Source organism: Streptomyces antarcticus, from assembly GCF_026627255.1.
In the GTDB taxonomy this organism is placed as follows: Bacteria; Actinomycetota; Actinomycetes; order Streptomycetales; family Streptomycetaceae; genus Streptomyces; species Streptomyces antarcticus.
In genome coordinates this window covers 1-24,165 of record NZ_JAPNLM010000008.1, presented here as the reverse complement: position 1 = coordinate 24,165, position 24,165 = coordinate 1, and the positions used below count along the sequence as shown (strand labels likewise).

Below are 24,165 nucleotides of genomic sequence, written 5' to 3'. Positions count from 1 at the left end.
CCGTCATGGCGGGTTCATGCCGGAACCCGGCAAGCAGCAGCGGCCGGAACTGCCGACAAACCACTGCCTCGTCATGGGCGAAGTGAAGTGGAGGAGTCCGACAGTCCGTCGAACGCCTCGTCATCTTCAACTCGCAGGACAAGTGGGCCTTGGAGGATGTCAGCCTGCGAGCGGGGCGCGGGTGCGGGCGGGGCCGGTGGCGTAGTGGATGTACTCGCGGGTCAGGCGGAAGCCGGCCGACCAGGCGAGTAGGCGGCTGGGGCGGTTGTCGCGGGAGCAGCTCCAGCTGGGGGTGCGGCCGCGGGCCGCGATGTCCGCGCACAGGGCGGCGACACAGGCGAGGGCCAGGTGTTGGCGCCGGTGGCCGGGTCGGCGAGGACGGCGATGTCCTCGTAGCGGCTGCCGAGGATGTACGTGCAGGCCACCGCGAGGAGGTGGTTTCGCTGGAAGGCGCCCGAGGCGGCGCCGGAGCTTGCCAGGGCGTGCGGGCCGCCCCAGATCGAGTGGATCCAGGCGGCCTTGGGTCCGAGGGCGGTCAGGTCCTGTGCGTCCTCGGCCGTCAGGTGGCGTACGGAGACTCCCCGGGATGATCGCGAAGTACTTCGCCACGTCGTTGGTGATGGAGAGCGTGGTGAGCGCGCCTCGGGTGATGAGAAGTTGCTTGCCGATTTCGATGAGCTTGGTGGGGTTGGAGTCCAGGTCCACCATGTTCCCGGCCTCTTTGGCGGCCGAGGTTCCGGTGTTCATCGCGACGCCTACGTCGGCCTGTGCGAGGGCGGGTGCGTCGTGCACACGGCGACGACCTCCTGAGCGTCTCCGACCTGCTGGCCCGTGACGACTGGGACTGGTGCAGCAAGTGCGGCGGCTACGCTGCGCGCCGGCTGACCGACACCCAACTCTCCTACTACCGCGCTGCCCACCAACTCCACGACATCGCCGGCCAGCTCGACGACGATCGCACCTACCGCGCTCCTGTCGAACCGGATGCCCTGATCAAGCAGCTGGAAGAGCTTGCGGACTGGGAGCCCGGCGGGCACGAGGACTGCGACTGGGACGGCTCCTGGCGTTGGTATGAGGTCATCCGCGACCTGCGACGCCGAGCCGAACGGAAGCGGCGTCACCCCGCTCCCTGAGCCGCTTTCCACCTGGCGCCCGTCTGTTGTGACGGGGGGCGGGCCCGAGGGTTATGTGGTGCCTCTTGGGGACCAGTTGGGGACCAGCGCCCACGTCGGTGGGCGCACGGCAGGTACGTATGTGCACGCTGTGCGCCCTCAGATTGAGGCGTATGTCGCGAAATTTCCTCCGACCCATCGATCTGGGGGTCAAGGGGTCGCAGGTTCAAATCCTGTCGTCCCGACTTTTCGAAGTCGCAGATCAGGGGCCGTTTCAGAGCAATCTGAAACGGCCCCTTGATCGTTCCTGAGGGCCATGTGAGGACCCCGTGGGGACCTCGTGGGGGTGCAACCCGCCTTGACCGCGTCAGTGGACCGCGACGATCTGCGCGGGTATCGATCGAGGCGCCCGCAGCACGCTCAGGCCCGTGTGCCGGAGGTCGTGTCGGCGTAGGTGCTTGTGCCCGAGCTTGGTGATCATCCCGTCATCCGGAGGGACAGGGGTCACGGGTCTGCAATTCGAGGCCGCGGGGCGCGAGTTCCGTGTTCGCATCGCCGTGCACGGTGGAGCGGAGCACCCCGCGGTGAATCGGCGCACCCACTTGGGTGTTCAAGCCTGCGTGCCGCTCTCGGTCGTGAACGCGCTGCCGGAAAGGCGTGCGCCTGGGTCGACGGAACCGCGTGGGGGGAGTGGTGGGTAGCCGTGGTGTCCTCCTGAGCGTCGCCTACCCGATCGCTGGAGCGACACCCATCACGGCAGGTTCCTTGAGCCGCTGCCGGCGGAACCGTGGTGGCGTGAGACAGACGGCTACGCCGCGTGAGCCAAGCGGGTTACCTCATGGCCGTCATACAGTCCATGGTCACTTTCCGTAGTACATGTGTAAGCCGCGCGTAAGTCTCGCCGCGGCGGCTATCGGCGCGCCCTGTGTGACCGACCGCGTGACCGACCGTGTGATCTGACATAAGGAATCGCCCATGGCGACGTCGACCGAGACCGTCACGCCCATCCCGGTACCGGGTCGCTCGTTCGGGAGCGTGCTGGTTTCCTGGCTGACCACCACCGACCACAAGAAGATCGGGCACCTGTACCTGATCGCGTCGTTCGGCTTCTTCATCATCGGCGGAGTTCTGGCGCTGCTGCTGCGGGCGGAGGTGGCCCGGCCCGGCATGCAGATCATGTCCAGCGAGCAGTACAACCAGATCTTCACCCTGCACGGCACGGTCATGCTGCTGTTCTTCGCGACCCCCACCTTCGCCGGTTTCGCCAACGCGATCATGCCGTTGCAGATCGGGGCCCCCGACGTGGCGTTCCCGCGGCTGAACATGCTGTCGTTCTGGTTGTTCCTCTTCGGCGGCCTCATCGTCGTGGGCAGCGTGCTCACTCCGAACGGCACCGCGGACTTTGGCTGGACCGCCTACACGCCACTCAGCGGTTCGACCCGTACCCCGTCCATCGGCGGCGACATGTGGATTATGGGCCTCGCCCTCTCCGGGTTCGGCACGATCCTCGGCTCGGTCAACTTCGTGACGACGATCATCTGCATGCGGATGCCCGGCATGACGATGTTCCGGATGCCGATCTTCACCTGGAACATCCTGCTGACCTCGGTGCTGGTGCTCTTCGCGTTCCCCGTCCTCGCCGCGGCCCTGCTGGTGCTGGAGGCGGACCGCAAGTTCGGCGCCCAGGTCTTCGATCCGCAGAACGGCGGTGCGCTCCTGTGGCAGCACCTGTTCTGGTTCTTCGGGCACCCCGAGGTCTACATCATCGCGCTGCCGTTCTTCGGGATCGTCACCGAGATCTTCCCTGTGTTCTCCCGCAAGCCGGTCTTCGGATACCTCGGGCTGGTCGGAGCGACCATCGTGATCGCCGGCCTCTCGCTGACGGTGTGGGCGCACCACATGTTCGCCACCGGTGCGGTGCTGCTGCCGTTCTTCTCCTTCATGACGTTCTTGATCGCGGTTCCGACCGGGGTGAAGTTCTTCAACTGGATCGGCACGATGTGGAAGGGCTCCCTCTCGTTCGAGACGCCGATGCTGTGGGCCATCGGCTTCCTGGTCACCTTCCTCTTCGGCGGCCTGACCGGCATCATCCTGGCTTCCCCGCCCATGGACTTCCACGTCACCGACTCGTACTTCGTGGTCGCCCACTTCCACTACGTGGTCTTCGGGACGGTCGTTTTCGCGACGTTCGCCGGCTTCTACTTCTGGTGGCCGAAGATGACCGGCACGATGCTCGACGAACGCCTCGGGAAGATCCACTTCTGGACGCTGTTCATCGGCTTCCACGGCACGTTCCTCGTGCAGCACTGGCTCGGCGCCGAGGGCATGCCGCGCCGCTACGCCGACTACCTGGATGCGGACGGTTTCACCGCACTGAACACGGTGTCCTCGATCGGCGCGTTCCTCCTTGGTGCTTCGACGCTGCCGTTCTTCTACAACGTGTGGAAGACGGCCAAGTTCGCGCCCCGTGTAGAGGTCGACGACCCGTGGGGGTACGGCCGCTCCCTGGAATGGGCCACGTCCTGCCCTCCGCCCCGGCACAACTTCGAGACCCTGCCAAGGATCCGGTCAGAGTCGCCGGCCTTCGATCTCCACCACCCGGATATCGCCGCCCTTGATTCCGCCGTCAACCCCAAACGGGACGTCGTCGACCAGGACAAGGCTTCCGGTCCTCGAGGGTCGCTTTCCGGGTCGGGTCCGGACCAGGCCGAATAGCCGGGGACCGCGCCGATGACCGAGCACCCGGACGAGACGGCGGCAGGCCTGGCCCGGATCGAAGGCTTCCTGATGAGTCAGGCGGCCCTTCGGGAGGCGCGCGAGGAAGGGGAGGCTTTCGCGCGCACCCTTACGTGGCTCGGCCCCGGCGAACAGGACGAGATCAGCGACCGCTTCGCCCAGCGCCACCTGAGCCTGCGCCGGGAGATGCTGGCCACGACCGTGGCGCGGGCGGCGGAACTCAAAGACGAGTACGCACACCGGTACGGCCGTCTGTGCCGGCGCGCCACCGGGCTGGCGGTAGGCGTTTTCGCTCTGTGGACGGCCGTCCTGATCCTCCTCTGCCGCCCCTGAACCACGTTCCCGGGGATACCGTGCGGGACGATGCCCCCGGGCCGCGTCGAGTCGATCGGCGTGCCCCGGGTAAGCGGCAGGCGGCCCGTCCCGTCCGCTCGTGCGGGTACCGGTCGGTGCCTGATCGTCGGCGGCCGTCCTGGACGTGTCCCCCGGCAGGACCGCGCGTCCCGGACGTCGATCGCCCTGGATGTGGCGGGACCACCCGCGCGTGCCCCCGCGCCATCGGGCCAACCGTCGTCCATCGCGCCGTCCGCCGCACTGCTCGTACGGGGGCGCAGCCGACGAGATCGCGGGCCCAGAGGGACAGCGGCAGTGCGCCCCGCGCCTCTCAGGTGGCTCGGGCCTGTCGGATAGGGGCGGCGGCGTGGTGGAGGCTGGCGAGGGTCTGCCGGTAGGAGTTGATCAGGCTGGTCTCCAGGTAGCTCACTCCGAGTTCCCGGCAGTGGCCGCGGACGATGGCCTGGGCCCGGCGCAGGTGCGGGCTGGGCATGCTCGGGAAGAGGTGGTGCTCGATCTGGTAGTTCAGGCCGCCGAGCATGATGTCGGTGAACCAGCCGCCCCGCACGTCGCGCGAGGTCAGCACCTGGCGGCGGAGGAAGTCGGGGCGGTCCGTCCCCCGCAGGGTCGGCATCCCCTTGTGGTTCGGGGCGAAGATGGAGCCCAGGTAGATCCCGAACAGGCACTGGTGCACGAACAGGAACGCGACCGCCTTGCCGGGCGGAAGCACCAGGAACAGCGCACTCAGGTAGACCGAGAGGTGCGCGAAGAGGAGGCCGGCCTCCCATGCACGGTTCTTGAGGGACTTGTCCGCCAGCGACCGGATCCCGGACACGTGCAGGTTAAACCCTTCCAGCGTGAGCAGCGGGAAGAACAGGTACGCCTGGCAGCGGCCGATCAGCCGCGGCAGTCCGCTGGCGGTGCGTGCCTGGTCCTGGGTCCAGACGAGGATGTCCGGATCGAGGTCGGGGTCGAGGTCCTCGTGGTTGGGGTTGGCGTGGTGGCGGGTGTGTTTGTCCTGCCACCAGCCGTAGCCCATGCCGATGCCGAGGTTCCCGGCGATGCGCCCGGACAGCTCGCTGGCCTTGCGCAGCCGGAAGACCTGTCGGTGCGCGACGTCGTGCGCCAAGAGCGCCACCTGCCCGAACACGAAGGCGAGGAATCCGGCGGCGAGCAGCGTCCACCAACTGTCGCCGATCAGTACGAATACCGCCCAGCCCACGGCGTAGAGGGCCGTCACGACAGCGATGCGGAGCGTGTAGTAGCCGGGGCGGCGGGCCATCAGTCCGGCCGCCTGGATCTTCTTGGAGAGCCGGGCGAAGTCACTGCCCGCTTCCGCCGGAGCGGGCGGGGGACGCTCCTGTTGCAGAGGATTCATGGTGAGGGGTCACTTTCCTTCGTCCACCACGGTGGAAGGAGCGGCAGGCTGGGTGCAGGGGACGAACCGGCGCGCCGGAACCCTGCACACGGCGCCTACCCGCATTCAGGCCATTGACCACCGCCCTCAGCAGCTCCCGGTCCGACGGGTCCCGTGGCCTTCGGCGGCGAGCAGGCAGTTCGGCGGTTTCTGCGGGGAGGCCACCCGGGGCTGCTCCTGCTGCTGCCCCTGCGTCTGGGCCACGGCGACTTCGCCTCAGCGGTCGCCGGTAGCCGGTTCGATATGGTCCTCGCCAATCCGCCCTGCGTCCCGGCCCCGGGAGCAGTGCTTCCTGTTGCGGGGGCCGGAGCGTGCGTGGGACGCCGGCCGCGACGGGCGGGCGGTCATCGACCGGATCTGCGCGAGCGCCCCCGACCTTCTGCGTCCGGGTGGTGTCCTGCCAAAGGTGCATTCCGGCATGTGCGGAGCGCGGGAAACCATCGACCGGCTGACAGCCGTAGGGCTGATCGCGGAGGTCACCGCCCGCGTGCTCGTGCCCTGGGGGCCCGTGCCGCGCTCCCGCCGGGCGTGGCTGGAGCAGTAGGGCCTGGCAGGCGAGGCGGAGGAACTCGAGGAGCTGGTGGTGATCCGTGCCCAGTACCTCTGACAGCCCCCGAATGACAGCCCCGAACCGCACCTGGCGTCCGGCAGGATCCGGCACGCGGGGTGACGGTGGATGCGCGGGGCCCGGTTCTGGTCGAAGGCCCGGTCGAGACCGTCATCGAGGCCGGGACCTGGCGGCCTCTTGGTGGTCCTTGGAGAGGCGGGTGCGGCCGGCCGCACATCGGCGTGCATGTTGCGCGGGCTTCTACCGGCCTTGACTGGGCTCGGTGGGGCGTAGTTGCTTGTTGCGGCTGGCGCCGTGCCATTCCAGGATCAGGACGGTGGCGTCGTCGGCGAGGCGTCCGTCGTGGTGGTCCAGGACGGCCTGCATGAGGCGGCGCAGGGTTTCGGGTACGGGTAGGCCGTTGGCGTGGTGGCGGATGATGAAGTCGGTGAACTGGTCCATGCCGAAGGGGCGTCCGTTGCGGTCGCGGGCTTCGGTGATGCCGTCGGTGTAGAGCATGATGCGGTCGCCGGGCTCCAGCTGCTCTCGGCACATGGTGATCGGCAGGCCCAGATCGGTGCCCAGCGGGTGGGCAGGCGGGCAGGACAGGGCGGTCGTCCAGCGGCCGCCGCGGATGAGGATCGGCGGGTGGTGTCCGCGGTTGATCCAGCTGAATACCCCGGTGTGCGCGTTGACTTCCCCCATCACGGCGGTGACGTAGGTGGTGTGCCCGAAGTGCTGGAGCAGGGTTTCCTCTACGCGTTTGCTGGTGGTGACCAGGTCGGTGTCCTGCCGCCGCTGGTTGCGGCAAGCGGTTACCGCCAGGTTCGCGGCGAGTCCGGCATGGCTGTCGTGCCCCATGGCGTCGAAGATCCCGATGTGGACCTGGCCGCCGGCGATGGCGTAGTCGAACGCGTCACCTCCGACGGCGTAGGCGGGCTCCATCGCCGCGGCGACCACCACGTCCTGGTTGGCGAATGCGCGTGGCGGCATCAGGTTCCACTGCAGTTCGGCCGCGAGGTTCATCGGCTGGGTGCGTACCAGACGGGGGTGGGCGTCGCTGTGCGGGCGTTTCGCGACCACCAGCAAACCCACCAGGGAGGCCAGAGCGGTTGCGTCTTCCAGGCCAACACCCTCGGCGAGCTCTGTGCCCAGTACGCCGATCCGTTCGGTCCCGTCGAGAATGGGCACCCAACAGGCGTGGGGCACGGCCTCGGGGCCGGACAACGGACGAATACCGGTGAAGACGCGACCGGGCAGCGTGCTCTCGATGGGCAGCGATTCGCCGCCTTCAGCGGCGTCTATGCCACGGCCGGTCGCCTCTCGCAGGACCCGCTCGCGCAGATCGGCCAGGAAGATGCGCACATTCCTGAAACCGGCCCTCTCAGCGTGTTCGGCCACGAGAGCCGGTACCTGATCGAACGAACGCAGGTGCCCATCGTCGAGGATCCGGGTGAGCATTTCCAGCATGTCCTGTTGCCGGTCCACGTCACGTCCTCATCCTTCTTACGAAAGGCGATGTCCTCTTTCTACCCAGAATGCGCCCCTACCGGGAAGTAGGGCCTTCACACCGGCCTGCTTGCGCATGACCGCCGACGTGCGCCCACGTGGTGATCGCCCCAGACGTGGACTGCCCCGAGAGCAGCGCGTGTCCCGTGTGGGCCTTCACCTTCTCTCGGCGTGGGGGGTCAGGGGCGGGCGGTGTGGTCGGGGTGGCCCCGGGTCCGACGTGCCTCTTTCATTTCGGCCTCGTACAGATGTGTCCGGCCTTCGGCGAGCTCCTGGCGTACCTGGCGCTCGACATCGGCGAACGGCGCGTAATAGGTGGCGTTGTACGCCTCGACGATCTGGAAGGTCCAGCAGCCGGGGATGACATTGCGGCCGACGATCTCTCGCTCCACCAGGTCCGCCTGCTCGCCATGGCCTGCCGCCCGCAGCTGCTCTACCGCCTTGCCAAGGGTCAGGTCGGCGCCTCCGGTCAGCTGGTGGAAGGCGTAGAGGTGTCCACGAGCCTGCTCCGCCGTTTCCAGTGCCTCCGACAGCGTGCCGAGGGCTTGCACGGTGCCGTCGCTGACGCTGTCCGGCCGTACATGACGGTCATCCGGACGATCCGTGTCGTGAATTTCGCTCATGGCGACGATCCTGCCCGCTCACGCTGCACAGACGGGGTGACCGGGCCGCAGGAGCGAAGTGCCGAGCCACGCACACGTTGCGGCTGCCACCGGTATCGGTATCTGCCTGACGGCTACATGACCGATTCCCGGCCGACGTAGCGTGTGTGACCTTGTGGTCACCGCTCTGGTCCGGCCGCCTTCCCGCCGACTCGGAAGCGGTGCGGCCGCCGTGGCGCGGGCGCAGCTGTCGTTACACCTCGGCCGGGGAACAGGTGGCCGGCGGACGGGGCCTGACCCGCGGTTCGGGTGCCGTTCCGGAGCGGTCCGGAACGGCCGGCAGCCGGGACCTCGTTACTTCGGCGGTATCAGCGGCTTGTGGCCCGGGTACACGTGGCCGGGGCTGACGATGCCGGTGACCGCCTCGCCGAAGAGGGTGCTGGGCTCCTGGCCCTCGTGCTGGACGTCCGTGGTGAGGAGGATGACCATCGTCGCCCCCGCCTGCGGGAGGTAGACGGGCAGCACCTCGTACCCGGGGAGCGAGCCGTTGTGGCCGATCCAGCCCTGGACGTCGAAGATGCCCAGCCCGTAGCCCGCGCCCGGGATGTCCATCGGGGTGGTCTTCAGGCGTTCGGCCTGGGTCGCCGGCGTCAGCAGCGTGCCGGTGGCGAGCGTGCGGGCCCATCCGCGCAGGTCCTGGAGGTCGGAGATCATCGCTCCGGCGGCCCAGGCCCAGGAGGGGTTCCAGTGGGTCGCGTCCTCGATCGCGCCGGAGGCCGTCTGGTTCGTGTAGCCCTGTGCGTAAGGAGCGGGCAGCTCAGGGCCCGTGGGGAAGACCGTCTCGCGGAGCCCGGCCTCTTCCAGCACGTCCTGCTTCACGACCTCGTGGAGCGGCCGGCCCGTGACCTTCTCCACCACCAGGCCGAGCAGGATCAGATTGGTGTTGGAGTAGTCGAACTCCGCGCCCGGCTGGAACAGCGCGGGATGCTTGAAGGAGTAGTCGAGCAACTGCCTTGGCAGGAAGGTCTGTTCCGGGTCGGCTTCGAACTTCTTGATGAAGTCCTCGTCCAGGCTGTAGTTGAAGAGTCCGCTCCGCATGCCCGCCAGCTCGCGCAGGGTGATGCGGTCCCCGTTAGGAACTCCCGGCACGTACCTGGCCACGGGGTCGTCCAGCCGCACCTTTCCCTGGTCGACCAGCTGGAGCAGGGCGGTGACCGTGAACGTCTTGGTCTCGCTGCCGATGCGCACGTGCAGCCCGGTCGTCATCGGCGCGCCGGTCGCCTTGTCCGCCACGCCGAAGGCCTTTACGTAGCTCCCCTTGCCGGGGGCCCACAGCCCCACGGTCACGCCCGGGACCCCCGTCTCGCGCATGACGCGGCGCACGGCCGCGTCCAGTCGCGCCGCAACGGCCGGCGTCAGCCGCACGAAGTCGCTGTCGGCGGCCGGGGCAGGGGTGGTGGACGGAGCGGGAGTGCCGGACGGAGCGGGGGTCGCGGCCGAGGGGGCGGACAGCACCGGGGGAGACGCCCCGTACGCGGAGCCGGCGACCGCCGGGGCCACGAGCACGCCTGCCGCGGCCGCGGCAGCGCAGGCCCGGCGCAGTCGGATGGGGGGTGGCTTCACGACATGGCCTCCGGTCGTCCGGGGACGCGGGCAACGGGACCAGCGTAGGTCCGCACCACCCCGGTCGCGAGGCGGGCCTTCCGGTTGCGCCGGCCCGCGCGGCGCGTACCCTGCGGCGGGCGCCGCCGCGTGCCGCTCCACCGGACGGCCGCGATCCGTTGAGGCTTGCCCGGGACCGTGCCGGGTTCTGTTCGCTAAAGTCTCAAACCATGGATCACCTGCGCCCGGTAGACCTCGCCCGCGAGCACGGCATCTCGACGCAGGCGGTTCGCAACTACGAGCAGGCCGGATGGATTCCGCCCGCCGAACGCACCCCGGCCGGCTACCGGACGTACACCGCCGCGCACGCGGCCGCCCTGCGCGCCTACTTGGCCCTCGTCCCGGCCCACGGCCACGCCCTGAGCGGGCAGATCATGACGGCGCTTCACGCGGGCGAGGTGGACGCCGCGCTGACGGCCGTCGACCGCGGCCACGCCCAGTTGCTGCGCGACCGGGAAACGCTGGACGTCGTAGGACGGGCCCTCGAGAACCTGGCGGCCGCCCCGGGCACCGCCGCGGACGGCCCGCGCACCGCCGCGGGCGGGCCTTCGGGCGCGCCCGAGGGCGGCCAGGAGCTGAGCATCGGAGAACTCGCCCGGCGCCTGCGCGTCACCGCGGCGACCCTCCGCAACTGGGAGGAGGCGGGCATCCTCGTCCCCGCTCGCACCCCGGTCACCACCCACCGCACGTACGGCGCCGACGACGTCCGCGACGCCGAACTCGCCCACCTCCTGCGGCGCGGCGGCTATCCGCTGGCTCACATCGCCACCGTCGTCCAGCAGATCCGTACCGCCGGCGGCACGCAAGCGCTGTCCGGCGCCCTCGACGACTGGCGGCACCGGCTGACGGCCCGCGGGCTCGCGATGCTGCACGCGGCCGGGCTCTGCGGCCGCTACATGTCCTTCCTCGGCATCGGCATCGGCCCCGACCTCGGCCCCGCCGCGCCCGGGCCGCGCGCCCCCGTACCGGAACGGTAGGCCGCCGGTTGAAGACCGGTTTGAGACTTGCCGGCCTCCTGTGCGGCTCGGTGCAGGGATACAGCGCTCCAAAGTCTCAACCGTTCTCTCAATGATTCAATTGAGACACATGAGACAGGACATTCACGGCCTCGTCACGGCCTCATGTGGCGTACTGGCACTCGGCGAGCCGACGCACCAGGAACACGCCTTCGGGTGGGTCCGCAACGAACTGCTCGTTCAACTGGCCGACCGCGGCTTCCGGTCGGTCGCCCTCGAAACCGACCGGGTGGCCGCGCTCCGTGTGAACGACTTCGTGCAGGGTGCGACCGGAAGCCTCGACGCGGTGATGCGCGAGGGCTTCTCCCACGGCTTCGGCGACCTGGAGCACAACCGGCGGCTGATCACCTGGATGCGCGACCGCAACGAGAACCGACCGCCGGGGGAGCGGCTGGCCTTCCACGGGTTCGACACCCCCACGGAGAACGCCAGCGCACCCAGCCCGCGGCGCTATCTCGAGCACGTCCGCGACTACCTGCGCCTCGACCTCGACCTCCGGCACCTGCTCGGCGACGACGAGCGCTGGAGCCGCACGGAGGCGGTCATGGACCCCGAGGCGTCGATCGGCGCCACGGCAGAGGCCGACAGCCTGCTCGGGATCGCCGAAGACATGGTCACCCTGCTCCACGCACGCGCACCGCGACCGGCCGAGGCCACTGCGCTCGCCGAGTGGCTCCGCGCCAAGACGCACCTCTACGCCGGCCTCGGCCTGCTGCGCTACCACCGCCAGTCGGCGGAGCGCCTCGACGCCGGCGCACGGCTCTCCCGCCTGCTCGGCGTCCGGGACGCGCTCATGGCCGAGAACCTGCTCGACATCCGCAGCACCGAGGCGCGGCGGGGCCCGACCCTGGTCTTCGCCCACAATCTCCACCTCCAACACAGCCGGAGCGCCTGGAGCCAGGGGGACATGGACGTCACCTGGTCCGGAGCCGGCACCGTCGTCGGATCCCTGCTGGGCGACCAGTACACCTTCGTCGCCGGCAGCCTGGGCCGCAGCGGGGCCCTCGGACTCGAGGACCCCGAGCCCGACACGTACGAGGGCTCCCTCCAGAGCCGTACCGACACCTGGGGCCTGACCACGGGGACCGCGGTCGCCCCCGCCCGTACGCGGACCGACACCCATCCCCGGCAGGGCTACTTCCCCCTCGACCGCTCGACGCTCGACGCGGCCGACGCGGTCCTGCACATCAGCGACGGCGCGGCCGTCGTCACGCAGGCGCAGGCGCAGGCGCAGGCGCAGGCGCGGGCGCAGGCACGGGACGGGCTCCGCCGGCCCCTGCTCGGAGGCGCGGTCTGACCGGCGCGCCTCGTCCGCCGGACGAACCGGCGTGCCGTGTCCGACGTACGGAGGCGGGACCTGGCGGGGCCGGACCGTACGCGGCGCGGTGCCCGGGCGAGGCTGCCCGGGCACATGCCGACTCCGAGTCGGGAAACGCCGTCGGTCATGCTTCCATGATGATGCCGTCCCCGTTTGCGCCCTCGATCTCCGGTCCGTCTCCGTCAGAGCCGTTACGGCCGCCCCGCCCCGCGCCGCCCGCCCGCCGCTCCCGCCGTACCGTTCGCCGCGTGTGCTGTACCCGTAGGAAACCAGGACGTGAACACCACCAGAACCCTCTGCTTCGTCATAGCGGCGCTCTCGTCGTACGCCGCACTCGCCTACCGGCTGTGCCAGGGACGGCGCGGCTGGAATGACGCCGGCTACCGCACGCTGATCACGACCCTGCTGTTCCAGTGCCTCACCTTCACGCTGGGCGCCGTCGCGATGGAGAGCGCGAGCCTCCTCGGCGTCGGAAACCTCGCCATCCTCCTCATGCACCTGTCGGCGGTGGCCTTCTGCGTCAGCGCGCAGGTCATCCTGCTGAGGTGGGCGGCCGTCGGTGCGGAGGCCGCGCGCAAGACGCGGTTCTGGGTGGCCACCGGCATCGCCCTCGACGTACTCCTGACGGCCCTGTTCTTCCTCGCCGACGGTCCCGCCCGGGCCCCGCTGGACTTCGACGGCAGCGGCGATCCGCTGCTCCTCGCGTACCTCCTGGCCTTCCTGGCCTCCCAGGCGATCCCCTGCGTCACGATGCTCCGGCAGTGCGGGCCCTGCATCCGGATGACCGGCAACGCGTCGCTGCGGCGGGCCCTGCGCATGCTGTCCCTCGCGGCGGCGATCCTGCTCCTGTACGGCCTGGTCCGGACGGCCAACGTGCTCACGATCGCCGCCGGGGTCGAGATCGGGGCGGCGAAGGAGACCGTCGCCTCCGTCCTCAACGCGCTGGGCATCGTCACCCTCTCGCTGAGCCTGGCCATGCCGTCCTGGGCCCCCTCGGCCGCGAGGCTCCTGGGGTGGGTCCGCACCTACCGGTCCTACCGGGCGCTCTACCCGCTGTGGCGCGACCTGTACGAGTCCTGCCCGGACATCGCCCTGGAGCCGCCGGGCGCCTCGTTCCGCGACCTCGACTACCGGCTCCACCGGCGGACCGTCGAGATACGGGACGGCTGGCGGGACCTGCGCCCGTACATCGACCGCACGGTCGACGGCGGCGCCGGAACGAGCGAGGAGTCGCGGCAGGCGTTCACCGAAGCCGCCCAGATCAAAAGCGCCCTGCTCGCCAAGCGCACCGGCACCGTCCCGCACGACAACAAGGACGTCGGCGATTTCAACGACCGCGATACGGACAACTTCAGCGCGGAAGTCGCCTGGCTCACCAAAGTGGCGGCCGCCTACCGTACGTTCCACAGGGCGAGTTGAGCGTTCCCAGCCGGTTCGCGGCCATCGTTCCGCGCACCCGCTTCGCGCCGGGGCTCCCCTTCCGCACCGGGTGAGCCGCGTCTCACCGGGGCGGCTGCGCTTGTTTATGCACCGAGTTGCATAGAAGGATCTGGGCATGGCGATTGAGCACGCGATCCTCGTCTCCCTGCTGGAGCAGCCGGGCTCCGGCTACGAGCTGGCCCGGCGGTTCGACCGGTCCATCGGCTACTTCTGGACCGCGACCCACCAGCAGATCTACCGCGTGCTCAAGCGCATGGAGGCCGACGGCTGGGTCGACGTCCGCGAGGTGGCGCAGCAGGCTCGGCCTGACAAGAGGGAGCACTCCGTCACCGAGGCCGGCCGGGCCGTCCTCGCCGCCTGGCTCCACGAGCCGATCCAGCCCGACAGCGTCCGGCACGAGCTGGCGGTGAAGATCCGCGGTGCGGCCTTCGACGACCCGGCCGCACTGATCCACGAGGTCGAACGGCACCACCGGGCACACGCCGACCGGCTCACGCACTACCTCGCGGGGGAGCTGCGCGACTTCACGGGCCCGGACGCCCCCGCACGGCCCGACGCCGGTCAGGAGCTCCAGCACGTCGTGCTCCGCGGCGGCATCGCCTACGAGCGGATGACGCTCGCCTGGCTCCAGGACGTACTCGACACGCTCCACCAGCTCGCCGAGCGCTGACCCGGCACCCACCGCCGGCCCCGGTCCCGCACCCCCCCCGCCGACCCGGCCCGGCACCCACCGCCGGCCCCCTCCCGGCCCTCGACCCGAAAGGCGAACGCCATGACCGCCGCCCTGCTGTTCAACCCGCGCACCTACGACCCCGCCCACTTCGACCCCGAGACCCGCAGGCTGCTGCGCGCCACCGTCGACTGGTTCGAGGGCCGCGGCAAGCGCAGGCTGATCGAGGACTACCGCTCCCGCGCCTGGCTGGCGGACTTCCTCGCGTTCTCGGCGAAGGAGGGGCTCTTCGCCACGTTCCTGACCCCGGCGGCCGCCGCCGGCGAGGGGGAGCCGGACAAGCGCTGGGACACCGCGCGGATCGCCGCCCTCAACGAGATCTTCGGCTTCTACGGCCTCGACTACTGGTACGCGTGGCAGGTCACCATCCTCGGCCTCGGCCCGGTCTGGCAGAGCGACAACGCGGCCGCCCGTGACCGCGCCGCCGAACTCCTGGCACAGGGCGAGGTGTTCGCCTTCGGTCTGTCGGAGAAGACGCACGGCGCCGACATCTACTCCACCGACATGCTGCTGGAGCCCGACGGCGACGGCGGCTTCCGCGCGAGCGGCTCCAAGTACTACATCGGCAACGGCAACGCCGCCGGCCTGGTCTCCGTCTTCGGCCGCCGCACCGACGTCGAGGGCCCCGACGGCTACGTCTTCTTCGCCGCCGACAGCCGCCACCCGGCGTACGGGCTCGTGAAGAACGTCGTCGACTCCTCCAAGTACGTCAGCGAGTTCCGCCTCACGGACTACCCGGTCGGCCCCGACGACGTCCTGCACACCGGCCGCGCCGCCTTCGACGCCGCCCTGAACACCGTCAACGTAGGCAAGTTCAACCTCTGCACCGCCTCGATCGGCATCTGCGAGCACGCGATGTACGAGGCCGTCACCCACGCCCACGGCCGCGTCCTCTACGGCCGCCCCGTCACCGCCTTCCCGCACGTGCGCCGGGAACTGGCCGACGCGTACGTCCGCCTCGTCGGGATGAAGCTGTTCAGCGACCGCGCCGTCGACTACTTCCGCTCCGCGGGACCCGACGACCGCCGCTACCTGCTGTTCAACCCGATGACCAAGATGAAGGTGACCACGGAGGGCGAGAAGGTCATCGACCTGCTGTGGGACGTCATCGCGGCCAAGGGCTTCGAGAAGGACACCTACTTCGCCCAGGCGGCCGTCGAGATCCGCGGGCTGCCCAAGCTGGAGGGCACGGTCCACGTCAACCTCGCCCTCATCCTGAAGTTCCTGCGCAACCACCTCCTGGACCCGGCGGACTACGCCCCCGTGCCGACCCGCCTCGACGCGGCCGACGACGCCTTCCTCTTCCGCCAGGGCCCGGCCCGCGGCCTCGGCTCCGTACGCTTCCACGACTGGCGCCCGGCCTTCGACGCGTACGCCGCCCTCCCCAACGTCGGCCGCTTCCGCGAGCAGGCCGACGCCCTGTGCGCGTTCGTCACCACGGCCGCCCCGGACGAGGAGCAGAGCCGCGACCTCGACCTCCTCCTGGCCGTGGGCCAGCTGTTCGCACTCGTCGTCCACGGCCAGCTGATCCTGGAACAGGCCCGCCTGACCGGTCTGGACGAGGACGTGCTGGACGAGCTGTTCGCCGTCCTCGTACGGGACTTCTCCGCGCACGCGGTCGAGCTCCACGGCAAGGACTCGGCCACCGCGGAGCAGCAGACCTGGGCGCTCGGCGCGGTCCGTCGCCCGGTCGTCGACGCCGACCGCTCCGCCCGCGTCTGGGACCGCGTGCAGGCGCTGGCCGGGACGTACGAGATGGCCCCCTGAGCCCGGACGGCTCCCGATACCCGCACGCCACCCGCACGCACGGACGGCTCCCGGAAGCGGGAGCCGTCCGTGCGCTCCGGGGCGCGCGGCGCGGCCCGGTGACCGCGCCGGGGCCGTCCCCCGGGCGCGGGCGCCGGCCGGGCCCTACTCTCCCCGGTCCGTTCCCCGTGCGGCCGACTCCTGGAGATAGGCGGAGATCATGGCCAGGTCGTTGGCGATGGCCAGGACGCCGGCGGGGTCGGCCGTCGGGGTGGAGGCGCCGTTGACGCCGACGTAGAAGGTGTCGAAGCGGCCGTCACCCCGGTCCAGGTAGCCCGCGATCGTGATGGCTCCCGCGCCCAGCCGGTCGTTGAGCGCGTCCAGCCCGACGGCGGCGCCGGTCTTGGCGAACACCTTGCCGCGCGCCGGGCAGTCGCGGCAGTTGTCCGCCAGCAGGCCGTCGACGCCGAGGACCGGCAGCGCCTCCCGGAAGCGCCGCGCCTCGGGCGTGCGCGTCCAGTACGTCAGCATCTGTACCTCGGCCCGCGGTGTCGCCCGGTCCACGGGGTTGCCGCCCCGGCCGTCCAGGAGCTCCACCTGCTCGCGGTCGACGCCCGCGCGGTCCAGGAACCGGGCCAGCACGGGGAAGCCGTCCATGCACTGCCCGCTGCCCGCCTCGACCGCCATCAGGCAGATGCCGAGGTTGGCCCCCAGGTTGTGGCTGACCTTGAGGATGAGCTCGGCGTAGTCGGCGTACGGCGGGGAGGTGTACACGGCCACGCGGTCGTCCTTCCCGTAGGAACCCGGCAGCCCGGCGACCGGGTTGGGGCCCGTCGGCTCCGCGGTGACCTCGACCCCGGCCCGTTCGAGCGCCTCGATCAGGGCGGTGCGGCCGAAGGCCGCCGGGTCGGCGATCGGGGACACCCGCAGCAGCGGGGCGGAGCCCGCCGCGATCGTCCCGGACAGGCTGATCCGGGTGCCGTCGGCCGACGCCGTCACCGCGATGGCGGTCGGCTTCCCCGCCGCCACGGTCTTCACCGTGGAGGTGACGCGGTACGGGGCGACCTTCGGCCGCCAGTCGAGCCGCACCGGTGCTCCGGCGCGGTCGCCGGGGGTCGTCATCAGGTCGATGAGGTTGTCGTTGATGATCAGCGGCGTCGGAGTGGGGTCGAGGACCGGCTCGGGCTGGAAGAGGCGGTCGTCCACGATCACGTCGCCGTCGACGCGGGTGATCCCGGACCGCCTCACCTGCCGCGCTATCAGGTCGATCCCGGCCAGCGGGTCCTGCGGGGTCAGCGTGGCGCCGGGGAAGTCGTTGGCGTACGTGTGGTCCAGGTCGGTGAAGGCGACCGTGCCGTCGGGGCGGGTGCGCCCGCCCATGGTGAGGTCGCCCTGCGCGACCAGGGCGAGGTCGCCGTCCAGGGTGCTCCCGCTGCGCGGGCCCACCGCGTAGACGGGAGTTTCGAAGCGGTGGCCGCCGCCGAGCGTGTCCCACGGCCCGGAGACGCTGAACAGCTTGGCCGTCGAGCCCGGGATGAAGAACTGCTCGGGGAACCGGCTGTGCGTCACCCGGCCGTTCTCCGGGTCGCTCTGGAGCAGGCCCCACTGGGCGTTGCGGTACTCCGGCTTCCGCATGATCTCCGTGATCCGCGGGTCGAGCCCGCCGGACCCGGCCTCGTCGGACGGTGATGGTGAAGGTGACGGCGTCGCGGCGGCGGCCGTGCCCGGAGCCAGCGCCACGAGCAGCAGGGCGCAGAGCCCGCCGGCCAAGCGGCGTCCGAAGGACGGGGTACGGGCGGCTCCGGAGCGGGCTGAGACGGAACGCTCTTCTCGCACCACAGCACGCCCCGTCCTCTCGGCGGTCCCTGTGCGCCGCCCGGTCGGAACGCGGCGCTCGGCGGCTGCGGTGGGCGGCCCCGATCAGGCCCCTCCACTCGTCCGGACCAGCGTGACACGTCCGAATGCGGCGCGCACATCGCCCGCGCGTCGCCCGTACGCCGCCCGCGCGTCGCCCGCGCCCCGCTCCGGGGCGGCGTACGGCGGGCGGTCTCCCGGGCCGCGTTCTCAGAGGTCCGGGGGTGCCTCTTCCGCGTTCCGGGCGGGGCGGCCCGCGTGCAGTTCGAGGGGGCCGGAGCCGGCCTCGCGCGCGGACAGGCAGGCCTTGATCTGACGGCGCAGCGAGGGCGCGACCAGGGAGCGCAGCTCCGCCGGGGCCGCCGTGCGCCAGCCGAGGAGTTCGGCGGGGGGCACCCGGATGCGGTCCAGGGCGGGGGAGTCGAGGATCCCGCCGTCGTAGAGGAACCGGATCCGGGCCGGACGCCCCGGCTTGTGCGACCAGTTCACGGCGAGGAGCCGGCCGGGGGCGATGTCCAGGCCGAGTTCCTCCAGGACCTCCCGGCGGGCCGCGGCGCGCGGGGTCTCGCCGAGGTCGCTGTCGACCCCGCCGCCCGGCAGCTGGTGGCGGCCGGACCTGCCGTACGCGGGCCGTACGAGCAGGACCCCGCCGTCCGGCCCGGTGAACAGGACGCTCGCCGCGGTGAGGGACTTGGGGCGGTTGGCCCGGTGGCTGGCGGAGTCGAGCGAGCCGGAGTGTTCGAGGGCCGCGCGCCGGTCCGGGTCCAGTCCGGCCGGGGAGCCCGGCTGCGGAACGCCGTCGGCGAGGTGGGCGAACGAGCCCGTGTACAGGGCCGCCAGCGCGGCGCGCAGCCGGGACGCGCCGCGCGTGGGGAGGACCCCGTACGCCTCGTCCGGCGGCAGCCACCGGGCGCTGACGGTCGTGCCGGCCGGGGCCGGGAGCGCCGCGGCCGCTTCGGGCGCGAGCGGGCCGACGAGGTGGACGTGGACGACGAGGGAGCGGCCGTGCGGGCCGCCCGGCCGGGAGTCGACGGCCAGCAGCCGGCCGACCGGCGCGCGCAGGCCCAGGTCCCGTGCCAGTCGCCGGGCCAGCCCCTCCTCGGGGGTCTCGCGCTCCCCGACCGGGCCGCCGGGCAGCCCCCGGCCGCCTTCCGACGGGTCCGCGCCGGCCGGTACGAGGACCCGGCCGCGCGCGTCCAGCACGACGGCGGCGGCGGTCACGAGCGGCGCCGGCCGGGCGGCGCGGTCCGCGCGCACCGCGTCGGGGGAGGGGCGGTCGGGTTCGGCGGTCACGGGACTCCCCGGGGTGGTCGGCGGCGGACAGGCCAGCACTATGCCCCGTACGCGGCCCGGTGGCCGCCGCTGACACGCCCCGCGGGCGCGTCGGCGGCGCGGCCCCGTACGCCGCCGGGGCCGGGCGGCCCCGGTCAGGCGCGGGCCAGCAGGAGTCCGCCCATGGTGACCATGGTCACGGCGACGAAGCCGTCGAGGACCCGCCAGGCGGCGGGGCGGGAGAGCAGCCCGCTGAGGAGGCGGGCACCGTAGCCCAGGGTGCCGAACCAGGCCAGGCTGGACACGGCGGCTCCGATGCCGAACACCCAGCGCAGGTCGCCCCGGTCGGCCGCGAGGGATCCGACGAGCAGCACGGTGTCCAGGTAGACGTGCGGGTTGAGCCAGGTCATGGCCAGGCAGGTCAGGACGGCGCGGCGCGCCGAGCCGGGAGCGGGGGCGGCCCCGTCGGCGGTGAGGGCGGCGCCCGGGGCGGGCCGCAGGACGCGACGGGCGGCGAGGATCCCGTACCCGATGAGGAACGTGCCGCCCGCCAGGCCGACGACGGTCAGGGCGGCGGGCCAGGCGGTCACGAAGGCGCCGACACCGGCGACGCCGAGGGCGATCAGCAGGGCGTCGGAGACCGCGCAGATGGCGACGACCGGGAGGACGGCGTGGCGGCGGGCCCCCTGGCGGAGGACGAACGCGTTCTGCGCGCCGATGGCCATGATGAGCGAGAGGCCGGTGCCGAAGCCGGCGAGGGCCGCCGTGATGATGCCGTGTGTCATGACACCGACCGTAAACAGCACATACATTTCAGTACAGCTAAAGATTTTTACGTACCCTTAGCGTTCGTGATGGAAGAACTTCCCCTGGACCAGGTGCGGACGCTGCTGGCCGTGGTCGACGAGGGCACCTTCGACGCGGCGGCCGCCGTCCTGCACGTGACGCCTTCGGCGGTGAGCCAGCGGGTCAAGGCGCTGGAGCAGCGGACGGGTCGGGTCCTGCTGATGCGGACGAAGCCGGTGCGGGCGACGGAGTCCGGGGAGGTGGTCGTCCGCTTCGCGCGGCAGCTGTCCCGGCTGGAGCGGGACGCGCGGGCCGAGCTGGGCATGTCCGACGGGGCGGGCCCGGTCCGGCTGCCGATCGCGGTGAACGCGGACTCCCTCGCCACCTGGTTCCTTCCCGCCCTGGCCCGGGTACCGCAGGATCCGCCGGTCTGCTTCGAGCTGTACCGCGAGGACGAGTCGCACACGACGGCTCTGCTGCGGGAGGGGCAGGTGATGGCGGCGGTGACCTCCTCGCCGGACCCGGTGGCGGGATGCACCGTGCGGCGGCTGGGGCGGGCGAGGTACCTGCCGGCGGCGAGTCCGGGCTTCGCGGCCCGGTACTTGACGGGGACGCTGAAGCGGGACCTCCGGGAGGCGCCGACGATCGCCTTCGACCGGAGGGACGACCTCCAGGACGCGTTCGTCCGGTCGCTCACCGGGGACGCGACGTCCGGGGCGGGACCGGTGCGGCACTACATGCCGACGTCGGAGGGGTTCCGCGACGCCGTGGTCGCCGGGCTGGGGTGGGGGATGGTGCCGGAGACGCAGGCGCGGCCGCTGGTGCGGACGGGGCAGCTGGTGCTGCTGGCGCCGCGGCGGCCGATGGACCTGCCGCTGTACTGGCAGCAGTGGAAGCTGGACTCGCCGGTCCTGTCGATGGTGGCCGAGGTCATCGCGGAGGCGGCCGGGGAGGCGCTGCGCCGGCCCTCACCGGACAAGACCTAAGCTGCGGGCCATGGAGTCCTACACGATCGGTCAGGCGGCGCGGCTGCTCGGCGTGAGCGTCGACACGGCGCGCCGCTGGGCGGACGCGGAACGGTTCCCCACCCGCCGGGAGGGGGCCCGCAGGATGGTGGAGGGGCCGGACCTGGCGGCGTTCTGCGTACAGGTCGCGCAGGAGGGCGCCGAGGGCGGTGAGGGAGCCCCGTACACCTCGGCGCGCAACGCCTTCCCGGGGATCGTCACCGGGGTGAAGCTCGGGACGGTCGACGCGCAGGTCGAGATCCAGGCCGGACCGCACCGGGTCGTGTCGCTGCTGACGCGGGAGGCGGTGGAGGAGCTCGGGCTCGTGGTCGGCGCGCGGGCGACGGCCCGCGTGAAGTCCACGAGCGTGTTCATCGACCGGGTGTGAGTCCGCCGCCTGGACCGGCCCCCGGACCGCCGCCTGGACCGGCCCCCGGACCGGCTCCCCGGGCGGACGCGGCCCCGGAGACGGGCGGCCCCGTCGGAAGGGGGCGGCAGCGGTGGCACACTTGCCGGTGTTCCGCCGAAGGGGAGAAAGCCGTTGTCCATGTTCAGCAGCCTGCGCCGGGCCGTGCGCCGCAGCTACCGGCGGGCCGTCGACCTCAGCCACCCCGCCCGCTCCCCGCTCGGCAGCGCGGTCGTCAACTGCGTCGTCTACCAGGACGGCGTACGCCAGGACGGCTGCGCGGAGGCCGAGGAGGCGCTGCGCCGGGTCCGCAAGACGGGCCACGGCTTCGTGTGGATCGGCCTGCACGAGCCGGCGCAGGAGGAGCTCGCGGGGCTCGCGGAGCTGTTCGGCCTGCACCCGCTCGCCGTCGAGGACGCCGTCAACGCCCACCAGCGACCCAAGGTCGAGCGGTACGACGACACCCTGTTCTCCGTCTTCAAGACCGTGCGCTACGTCGAGCACGAGGAACTGACGTCCACCAGTGAGGTGGTGGAGACCGGCGAGCTCATGGCGTTCACCGGCGACGACTTCGTCATCACCATCCGGCACGGTGGCCGCGGCACCCTCGGCCCGGTCCGCGAGGAGCTGGAAGCCTCCCCGGACCTGCTCGCCAAGGGGCCGGCGGCCGTCCTGCACGCCATGGCCGACCACGTCGTCGACGACTACCTGGCCGTGACGGACGCCGTCCAGAACGACATCGACGCCGTCGAGACCGCCGTGTTCAGCGAGTACGGGGGCCGGGGCGACGCCGGCCGGATCTACCAGCTCAAGCGCGAACTGCTGGAGCTGCGACGGGCGGTGGCGCCGCTCGGCCGCCCGCTCACCCAGCTGGCCACGCAGCCGATACCGGTCATCCCGCCAGAGGTCCGCACGTACTTCCGCGACGTGGCCGACCACCTGACCCGGGCCACCGAGCAGATCGGCGCGTACGACAACCTGCTCGACTCGATCCTTCAGGCGCACCTCGCCCAGGTGACCGTCGCGCAGAACGAGGACATGCGCAAGATCACGGCGTGGGCGGCGATCGTGGCCGTGCCCACCATGGTCTGCGGGGTCTACGGCATGAACTTCGACCACATGCCCGAACTGCACTGGACCTACGGGTACCCGCTCGTCCTCGGGGTCATGGCGCTCGCCTGCTTCGCCATCCACCGGGGCTTCCGCCGCAACGGCTGGCTCTGACCCGGCGGGCGGCGCGCCCCAACGCGCCGCCCGCCCCGTCAGGCGGTCAGGACCACCGGCCGCCGGCCGGCTCCGTCAGGCGGTCAGTGCCATCAGCATCACCGGAGCCGTCGTCGGCTGCGCCGATCCGCCCGCCGGCTCCAGCGTCAGGCCGACCGCCGAGGCCCGGCCCGGTGAGCCGGTCATCAGGGTGCCGCCGTCGCCGGCGAGCAGCCCGGCCGGCCGCATCGCGGAACCGTCCGCGAACCACAGCTGGTACGTCTTGCCCTCCGGCGCGGGCGGCAGCCCCGAGCCGAGGAACACGGCCCGGTCCTGCCGTGCGGAGAGCACCACCGTCGCCGTCGCGCCGCCGGGCGACCGGCCGGACACCGTACGGGCGTCGGGCGCCGTGATTACCGACGCCAGGTCCTGGAGGGCCTGGTCCGGCCGCGGGGACTCCTCGCCGGACCACAGCGCCGCACCGCCCAGGGCGAGGCCGCCGGCCAGTCCGCCGGCCAGGCACGCCGCGAGTGCCAGCGGGAGCGCCCGCCGCCGCAGCGCGACCATGCCGAGCCGGGCCGGGGGCAGTTGGCGGACCGTGTCGATCCGGGCCAGCACCTCGGTCCGCATCGCCGGCGGCGGCGCCAGCGCGACCGCCGAGCCCAGCCGGGCCGCGGTCGCGGAGAACTCCCGTACGTCCTGCGCGCACACCGGGCACCGCGTCAGGTGGCGCGCGAACGCGTCCCGTTCGCCGGCCTCCAGCGCGTTCACGGCGTACGCGCCCGACAGGGCGTGCAGGTGGTCGGAGTCGGTGGTCATGCGGTCACCCCCATGCAGTCGCGCAGCCGGATGAGGCCGTCGCGCAGGCGTGTCTTGATCGTGGGCAAGGGGGTGTCCAGGGTCTCGGCGACCTCGCGGTAGGTGAGGCCTCCGTAGTAGGCGAGGGTGACGGCCTGGCGCTGCAGCTCGGTCAGGCCGCGGACGCAGCGGCGTACCTGCTCGCTCTCCAGCCGGATCTCGACCTGCTCGCTGACCTCGTCGTACGGGCGCTTGTGCTCGCGGGCGGCGGTGTCCTGCTCGCGGGCCGCGGCGGCCTGGGCCGAGCGGACCCGGTCCACGGCGCGGCGGTGGGCGATGGTCATCACCCAGGTCATGACGGAGCCCTTGTCGGCCCGGTAGCGCGGCGCCTGGCGCCACACGTCGATCATCACCTCCTGGGCGACCTCCTCCGACTGGGCCCGGTCCCGCAGGACCTTGACGGCGATGCCGAAGACGGGGCCCGCGACCACGTCGTAGAGCGCGGCGAAGGCGTCCTCGTCGCCGCGGGCGACGCGTTCCATGAGGGCGGGGAGGTCGGGGGCGCCGGAGCGGTCCGGCGCGCCGAAGGCCGTCTGCTGCCTCACGCCGCCGCCCCCGGGCCGGCCGGCGGGCGGACACGCGTATGCGTCATGGCTGTTCCTTCACTGCGGGCG

General features: G+C 71.7%; 22 protein-coding genes and 1 pseudogene. 12 read left to right on the top strand and 11 right to left on the bottom strand.

All coding sequences use genetic code 11. From position 1 onward, the window contains the following. Positions 1-159 precede the first annotated feature (159 nt). A complete protein-coding gene (locus OTB16_RS14320) occupies positions 160-609 on the bottom strand; it encodes a GNAT family N-acetyltransferase (protein ID WP_324290827.1) in 450 nt (149 codons plus the stop codon). Then, positions 588-789, bottom strand: a pseudogene (locus tag OTB16_RS14315) (hypothetical protein); the annotation flags it as partial. The gene OTB16_RS14320 and the pseudogene OTB16_RS14315, both read right to left, overlap by 22 nt. Between OTB16_RS14315 and OTB16_RS14310 the strand changes: the two are divergent. The 3 genes from OTB16_RS14310 to OTB16_RS14300 all read left to right on the top strand — a co-directional run bounded on the left by OTB16_RS14310 (position 780) and on the right by OTB16_RS14300 (position 4,181). Further along, a complete protein-coding gene (locus OTB16_RS14310; protein ID WP_267720530.1) occupies positions 780-1,133 on the top strand; it encodes a hypothetical protein in 354 nt (117 codons plus the stop codon). The pseudogene OTB16_RS14315 and the gene OTB16_RS14310 overlap by 10 nt on opposite strands. A gap of 954 nt (positions 1,134-2,087) precedes the next feature. Further along, the gene (gene ctaD, locus OTB16_RS14305; protein WP_267720529.1) at positions 2,088-3,827 is read left to right on the top strand and encodes an aa3-type cytochrome oxidase subunit I; all 1,740 of its coding nucleotides are present in this window, start codon (positions 2,088-2,090) and stop codon (positions 3,825-3,827) included. Between the two features lie 15 nt (positions 3,828-3,842). Then, entirely contained in the window at positions 3,843-4,181 is a 339-nt protein-coding gene (locus tag OTB16_RS14300) for a hypothetical protein (RefSeq protein ID WP_267720528.1), read from the top strand. 331 nt (positions 4,182-4,512) lie between these two features. Here the strand turns inward: OTB16_RS14300 and OTB16_RS14295 are convergent, their stop codons facing one another. Continuing rightward, positions 4,513-5,559, bottom strand: coding sequence for a fatty acid desaturase family protein (locus OTB16_RS14295; protein WP_267720527.1), 1,047 nt, complete (start codon positions 5,557-5,559; stop codon positions 4,513-4,515). 457 nt (positions 5,560-6,016) lie between these two features. Between OTB16_RS14295 and OTB16_RS14290 the strand changes: the two genes are divergently transcribed. After that, positions 6,017-6,142: a hypothetical protein gene (locus OTB16_RS14290; RefSeq protein ID WP_267720526.1), complete on the top strand. Its 126-nt coding sequence runs from the start codon at positions 6,017-6,019 to the stop codon at positions 6,140-6,142. Positions 6,143-6,406: 264 nt separating this feature from the next. Here OTB16_RS14290 and OTB16_RS14285 read toward each other — a convergent pair whose 3' ends face one another. From OTB16_RS14285 to OTB16_RS14275, 3 genes are all read right to left on the bottom strand, one after another. Next, a complete protein-coding gene (locus OTB16_RS14285; RefSeq protein ID WP_324290822.1) occupies positions 6,407-7,633 on the bottom strand; it encodes a PP2C family protein-serine/threonine phosphatase in 1,227 nt (408 codons plus the stop codon). A gap of 200 nt (positions 7,634-7,833) precedes the next feature. After that, complete coding sequence (locus OTB16_RS14280) at positions 7,834-8,277, bottom strand: hypothetical protein (RefSeq protein WP_267720525.1); 444 nt, start codon at positions 8,275-8,277, stop codon at positions 7,834-7,836. Between the two features lie 333 nt (positions 8,278-8,610). Continuing rightward, positions 8,611-9,879, bottom strand: coding sequence for a serine hydrolase domain-containing protein (locus OTB16_RS14275; RefSeq protein WP_267720524.1), 1,269 nt, complete (start codon positions 9,877-9,879; stop codon positions 8,611-8,613). Between the two features lie 209 nt (positions 9,880-10,088). Here OTB16_RS14275 and OTB16_RS14270 point away from each other — a divergent pair, with 209 nt between their 5' ends. From OTB16_RS14270 to OTB16_RS14250, 5 genes are all read left to right on the top strand, one after another. Further along, complete coding sequence (locus OTB16_RS14270) at positions 10,089-10,895, top strand: TioE family transcriptional regulator (protein WP_267720523.1); 807 nt, start codon at positions 10,089-10,091, stop codon at positions 10,893-10,895. Between the two features lie 109 nt (positions 10,896-11,004). After that, positions 11,005-12,231 (top strand): erythromycin esterase family protein, encoded by a 1,227-nt coding sequence (locus OTB16_RS14265; protein WP_324290821.1) that lies wholly within the window; start codon positions 11,005-11,007, stop codon positions 12,229-12,231. 297 nt (positions 12,232-12,528) lie between these two features. Continuing rightward, positions 12,529-13,671 carry an MAB_1171c family putative transporter gene (locus tag OTB16_RS14260; RefSeq protein ID WP_267720521.1) on the top strand — a complete coding sequence of 381 codons (1,143 nt, stop codon included), beginning with the start codon at positions 12,529-12,531 and terminating at the stop codon, positions 13,669-13,671. Positions 13,672-13,807: 136 nt separating this feature from the next. Next, positions 13,808-14,362: a PadR family transcriptional regulator gene (locus OTB16_RS14255; RefSeq protein WP_267720520.1), complete on the top strand. Its 555-nt coding sequence runs from the start codon at positions 13,808-13,810 to the stop codon at positions 14,360-14,362. Positions 14,363-14,464: 102 nt separating this feature from the next. After that, entirely contained in the window at positions 14,465-16,189 is a 1,725-nt protein-coding gene (locus OTB16_RS14250; RefSeq protein WP_267720519.1) for an acyl-CoA dehydrogenase family protein, read from the top strand. A gap of 144 nt (positions 16,190-16,333) precedes the next feature. Here OTB16_RS14250 and OTB16_RS14245 read toward each other — a convergent pair whose 3' ends face one another. The 3 genes from OTB16_RS14245 to OTB16_RS14235 form a co-directional block, all read right to left on the bottom strand. After that, entirely contained in the window at positions 16,334-18,007 is a 1,674-nt protein-coding gene (locus OTB16_RS14245) for a D-alanyl-D-alanine carboxypeptidase/D-alanyl-D-alanine-endopeptidase (RefSeq protein ID WP_267720518.1), read from the bottom strand. A gap of 225 nt (positions 18,008-18,232) precedes the next feature. Next, positions 18,233-19,315, bottom strand: coding sequence for an NUDIX hydrolase (locus tag OTB16_RS14240; RefSeq protein ID WP_267720517.1), 1,083 nt, complete (start codon positions 19,313-19,315; stop codon positions 18,233-18,235). A gap of 134 nt (positions 19,316-19,449) precedes the next feature. Then, positions 19,450-20,079: a LysE/ArgO family amino acid transporter gene (locus OTB16_RS14235; protein WP_267720516.1), complete on the bottom strand. Its 630-nt coding sequence runs from the start codon at positions 20,077-20,079 to the stop codon at positions 19,450-19,452. A gap of 69 nt (positions 20,080-20,148) precedes the next feature. On the opposite strand from OTB16_RS14235, the gene OTB16_RS14230 reads away from it, so the two are divergent. From OTB16_RS14230 to corA, 3 genes are all read left to right on the top strand, one after another. Next, a complete protein-coding gene (locus tag OTB16_RS14230; RefSeq protein ID WP_267720746.1) occupies positions 20,149-21,066 on the top strand; it encodes a LysR family transcriptional regulator ArgP in 918 nt (305 codons plus the stop codon). 10 nt (positions 21,067-21,076) lie between these two features. Further along, positions 21,077-21,472 (top strand): TOBE domain-containing protein, encoded by a 396-nt coding sequence (locus tag OTB16_RS14225; RefSeq protein WP_267720515.1) that lies wholly within the window; start codon positions 21,077-21,079, stop codon positions 21,470-21,472. Positions 21,473-21,631: 159 nt separating this feature from the next. Continuing rightward, positions 21,632-22,714, top strand: coding sequence for a magnesium/cobalt transporter CorA (gene corA, locus OTB16_RS14220; protein ID WP_267720745.1), 1,083 nt, complete (start codon positions 21,632-21,634; stop codon positions 22,712-22,714). Between the two features lie 75 nt (positions 22,715-22,789). On the opposite strand, the gene OTB16_RS14215 is transcribed toward corA, so the two are convergent. Together OTB16_RS14215 and sigK are read right to left on the bottom strand one after the other, a co-directional pair. Beyond that, positions 22,790-23,512, bottom strand: coding sequence for an anti-sigma factor (locus OTB16_RS14215; protein ID WP_267720514.1), 723 nt, complete (start codon positions 23,510-23,512; stop codon positions 22,790-22,792). Beyond that, positions 23,509-24,096 (bottom strand): ECF RNA polymerase sigma factor SigK, encoded by a 588-nt coding sequence (gene sigK / locus OTB16_RS14210; protein WP_420717694.1) that lies wholly within the window; start codon positions 24,094-24,096, stop codon positions 23,509-23,511. The genes OTB16_RS14215 and sigK overlap by 4 nt, the downstream gene beginning before the upstream one ends. Between the last annotated feature and the right edge of the window lie 69 nt (positions 24,097-24,165).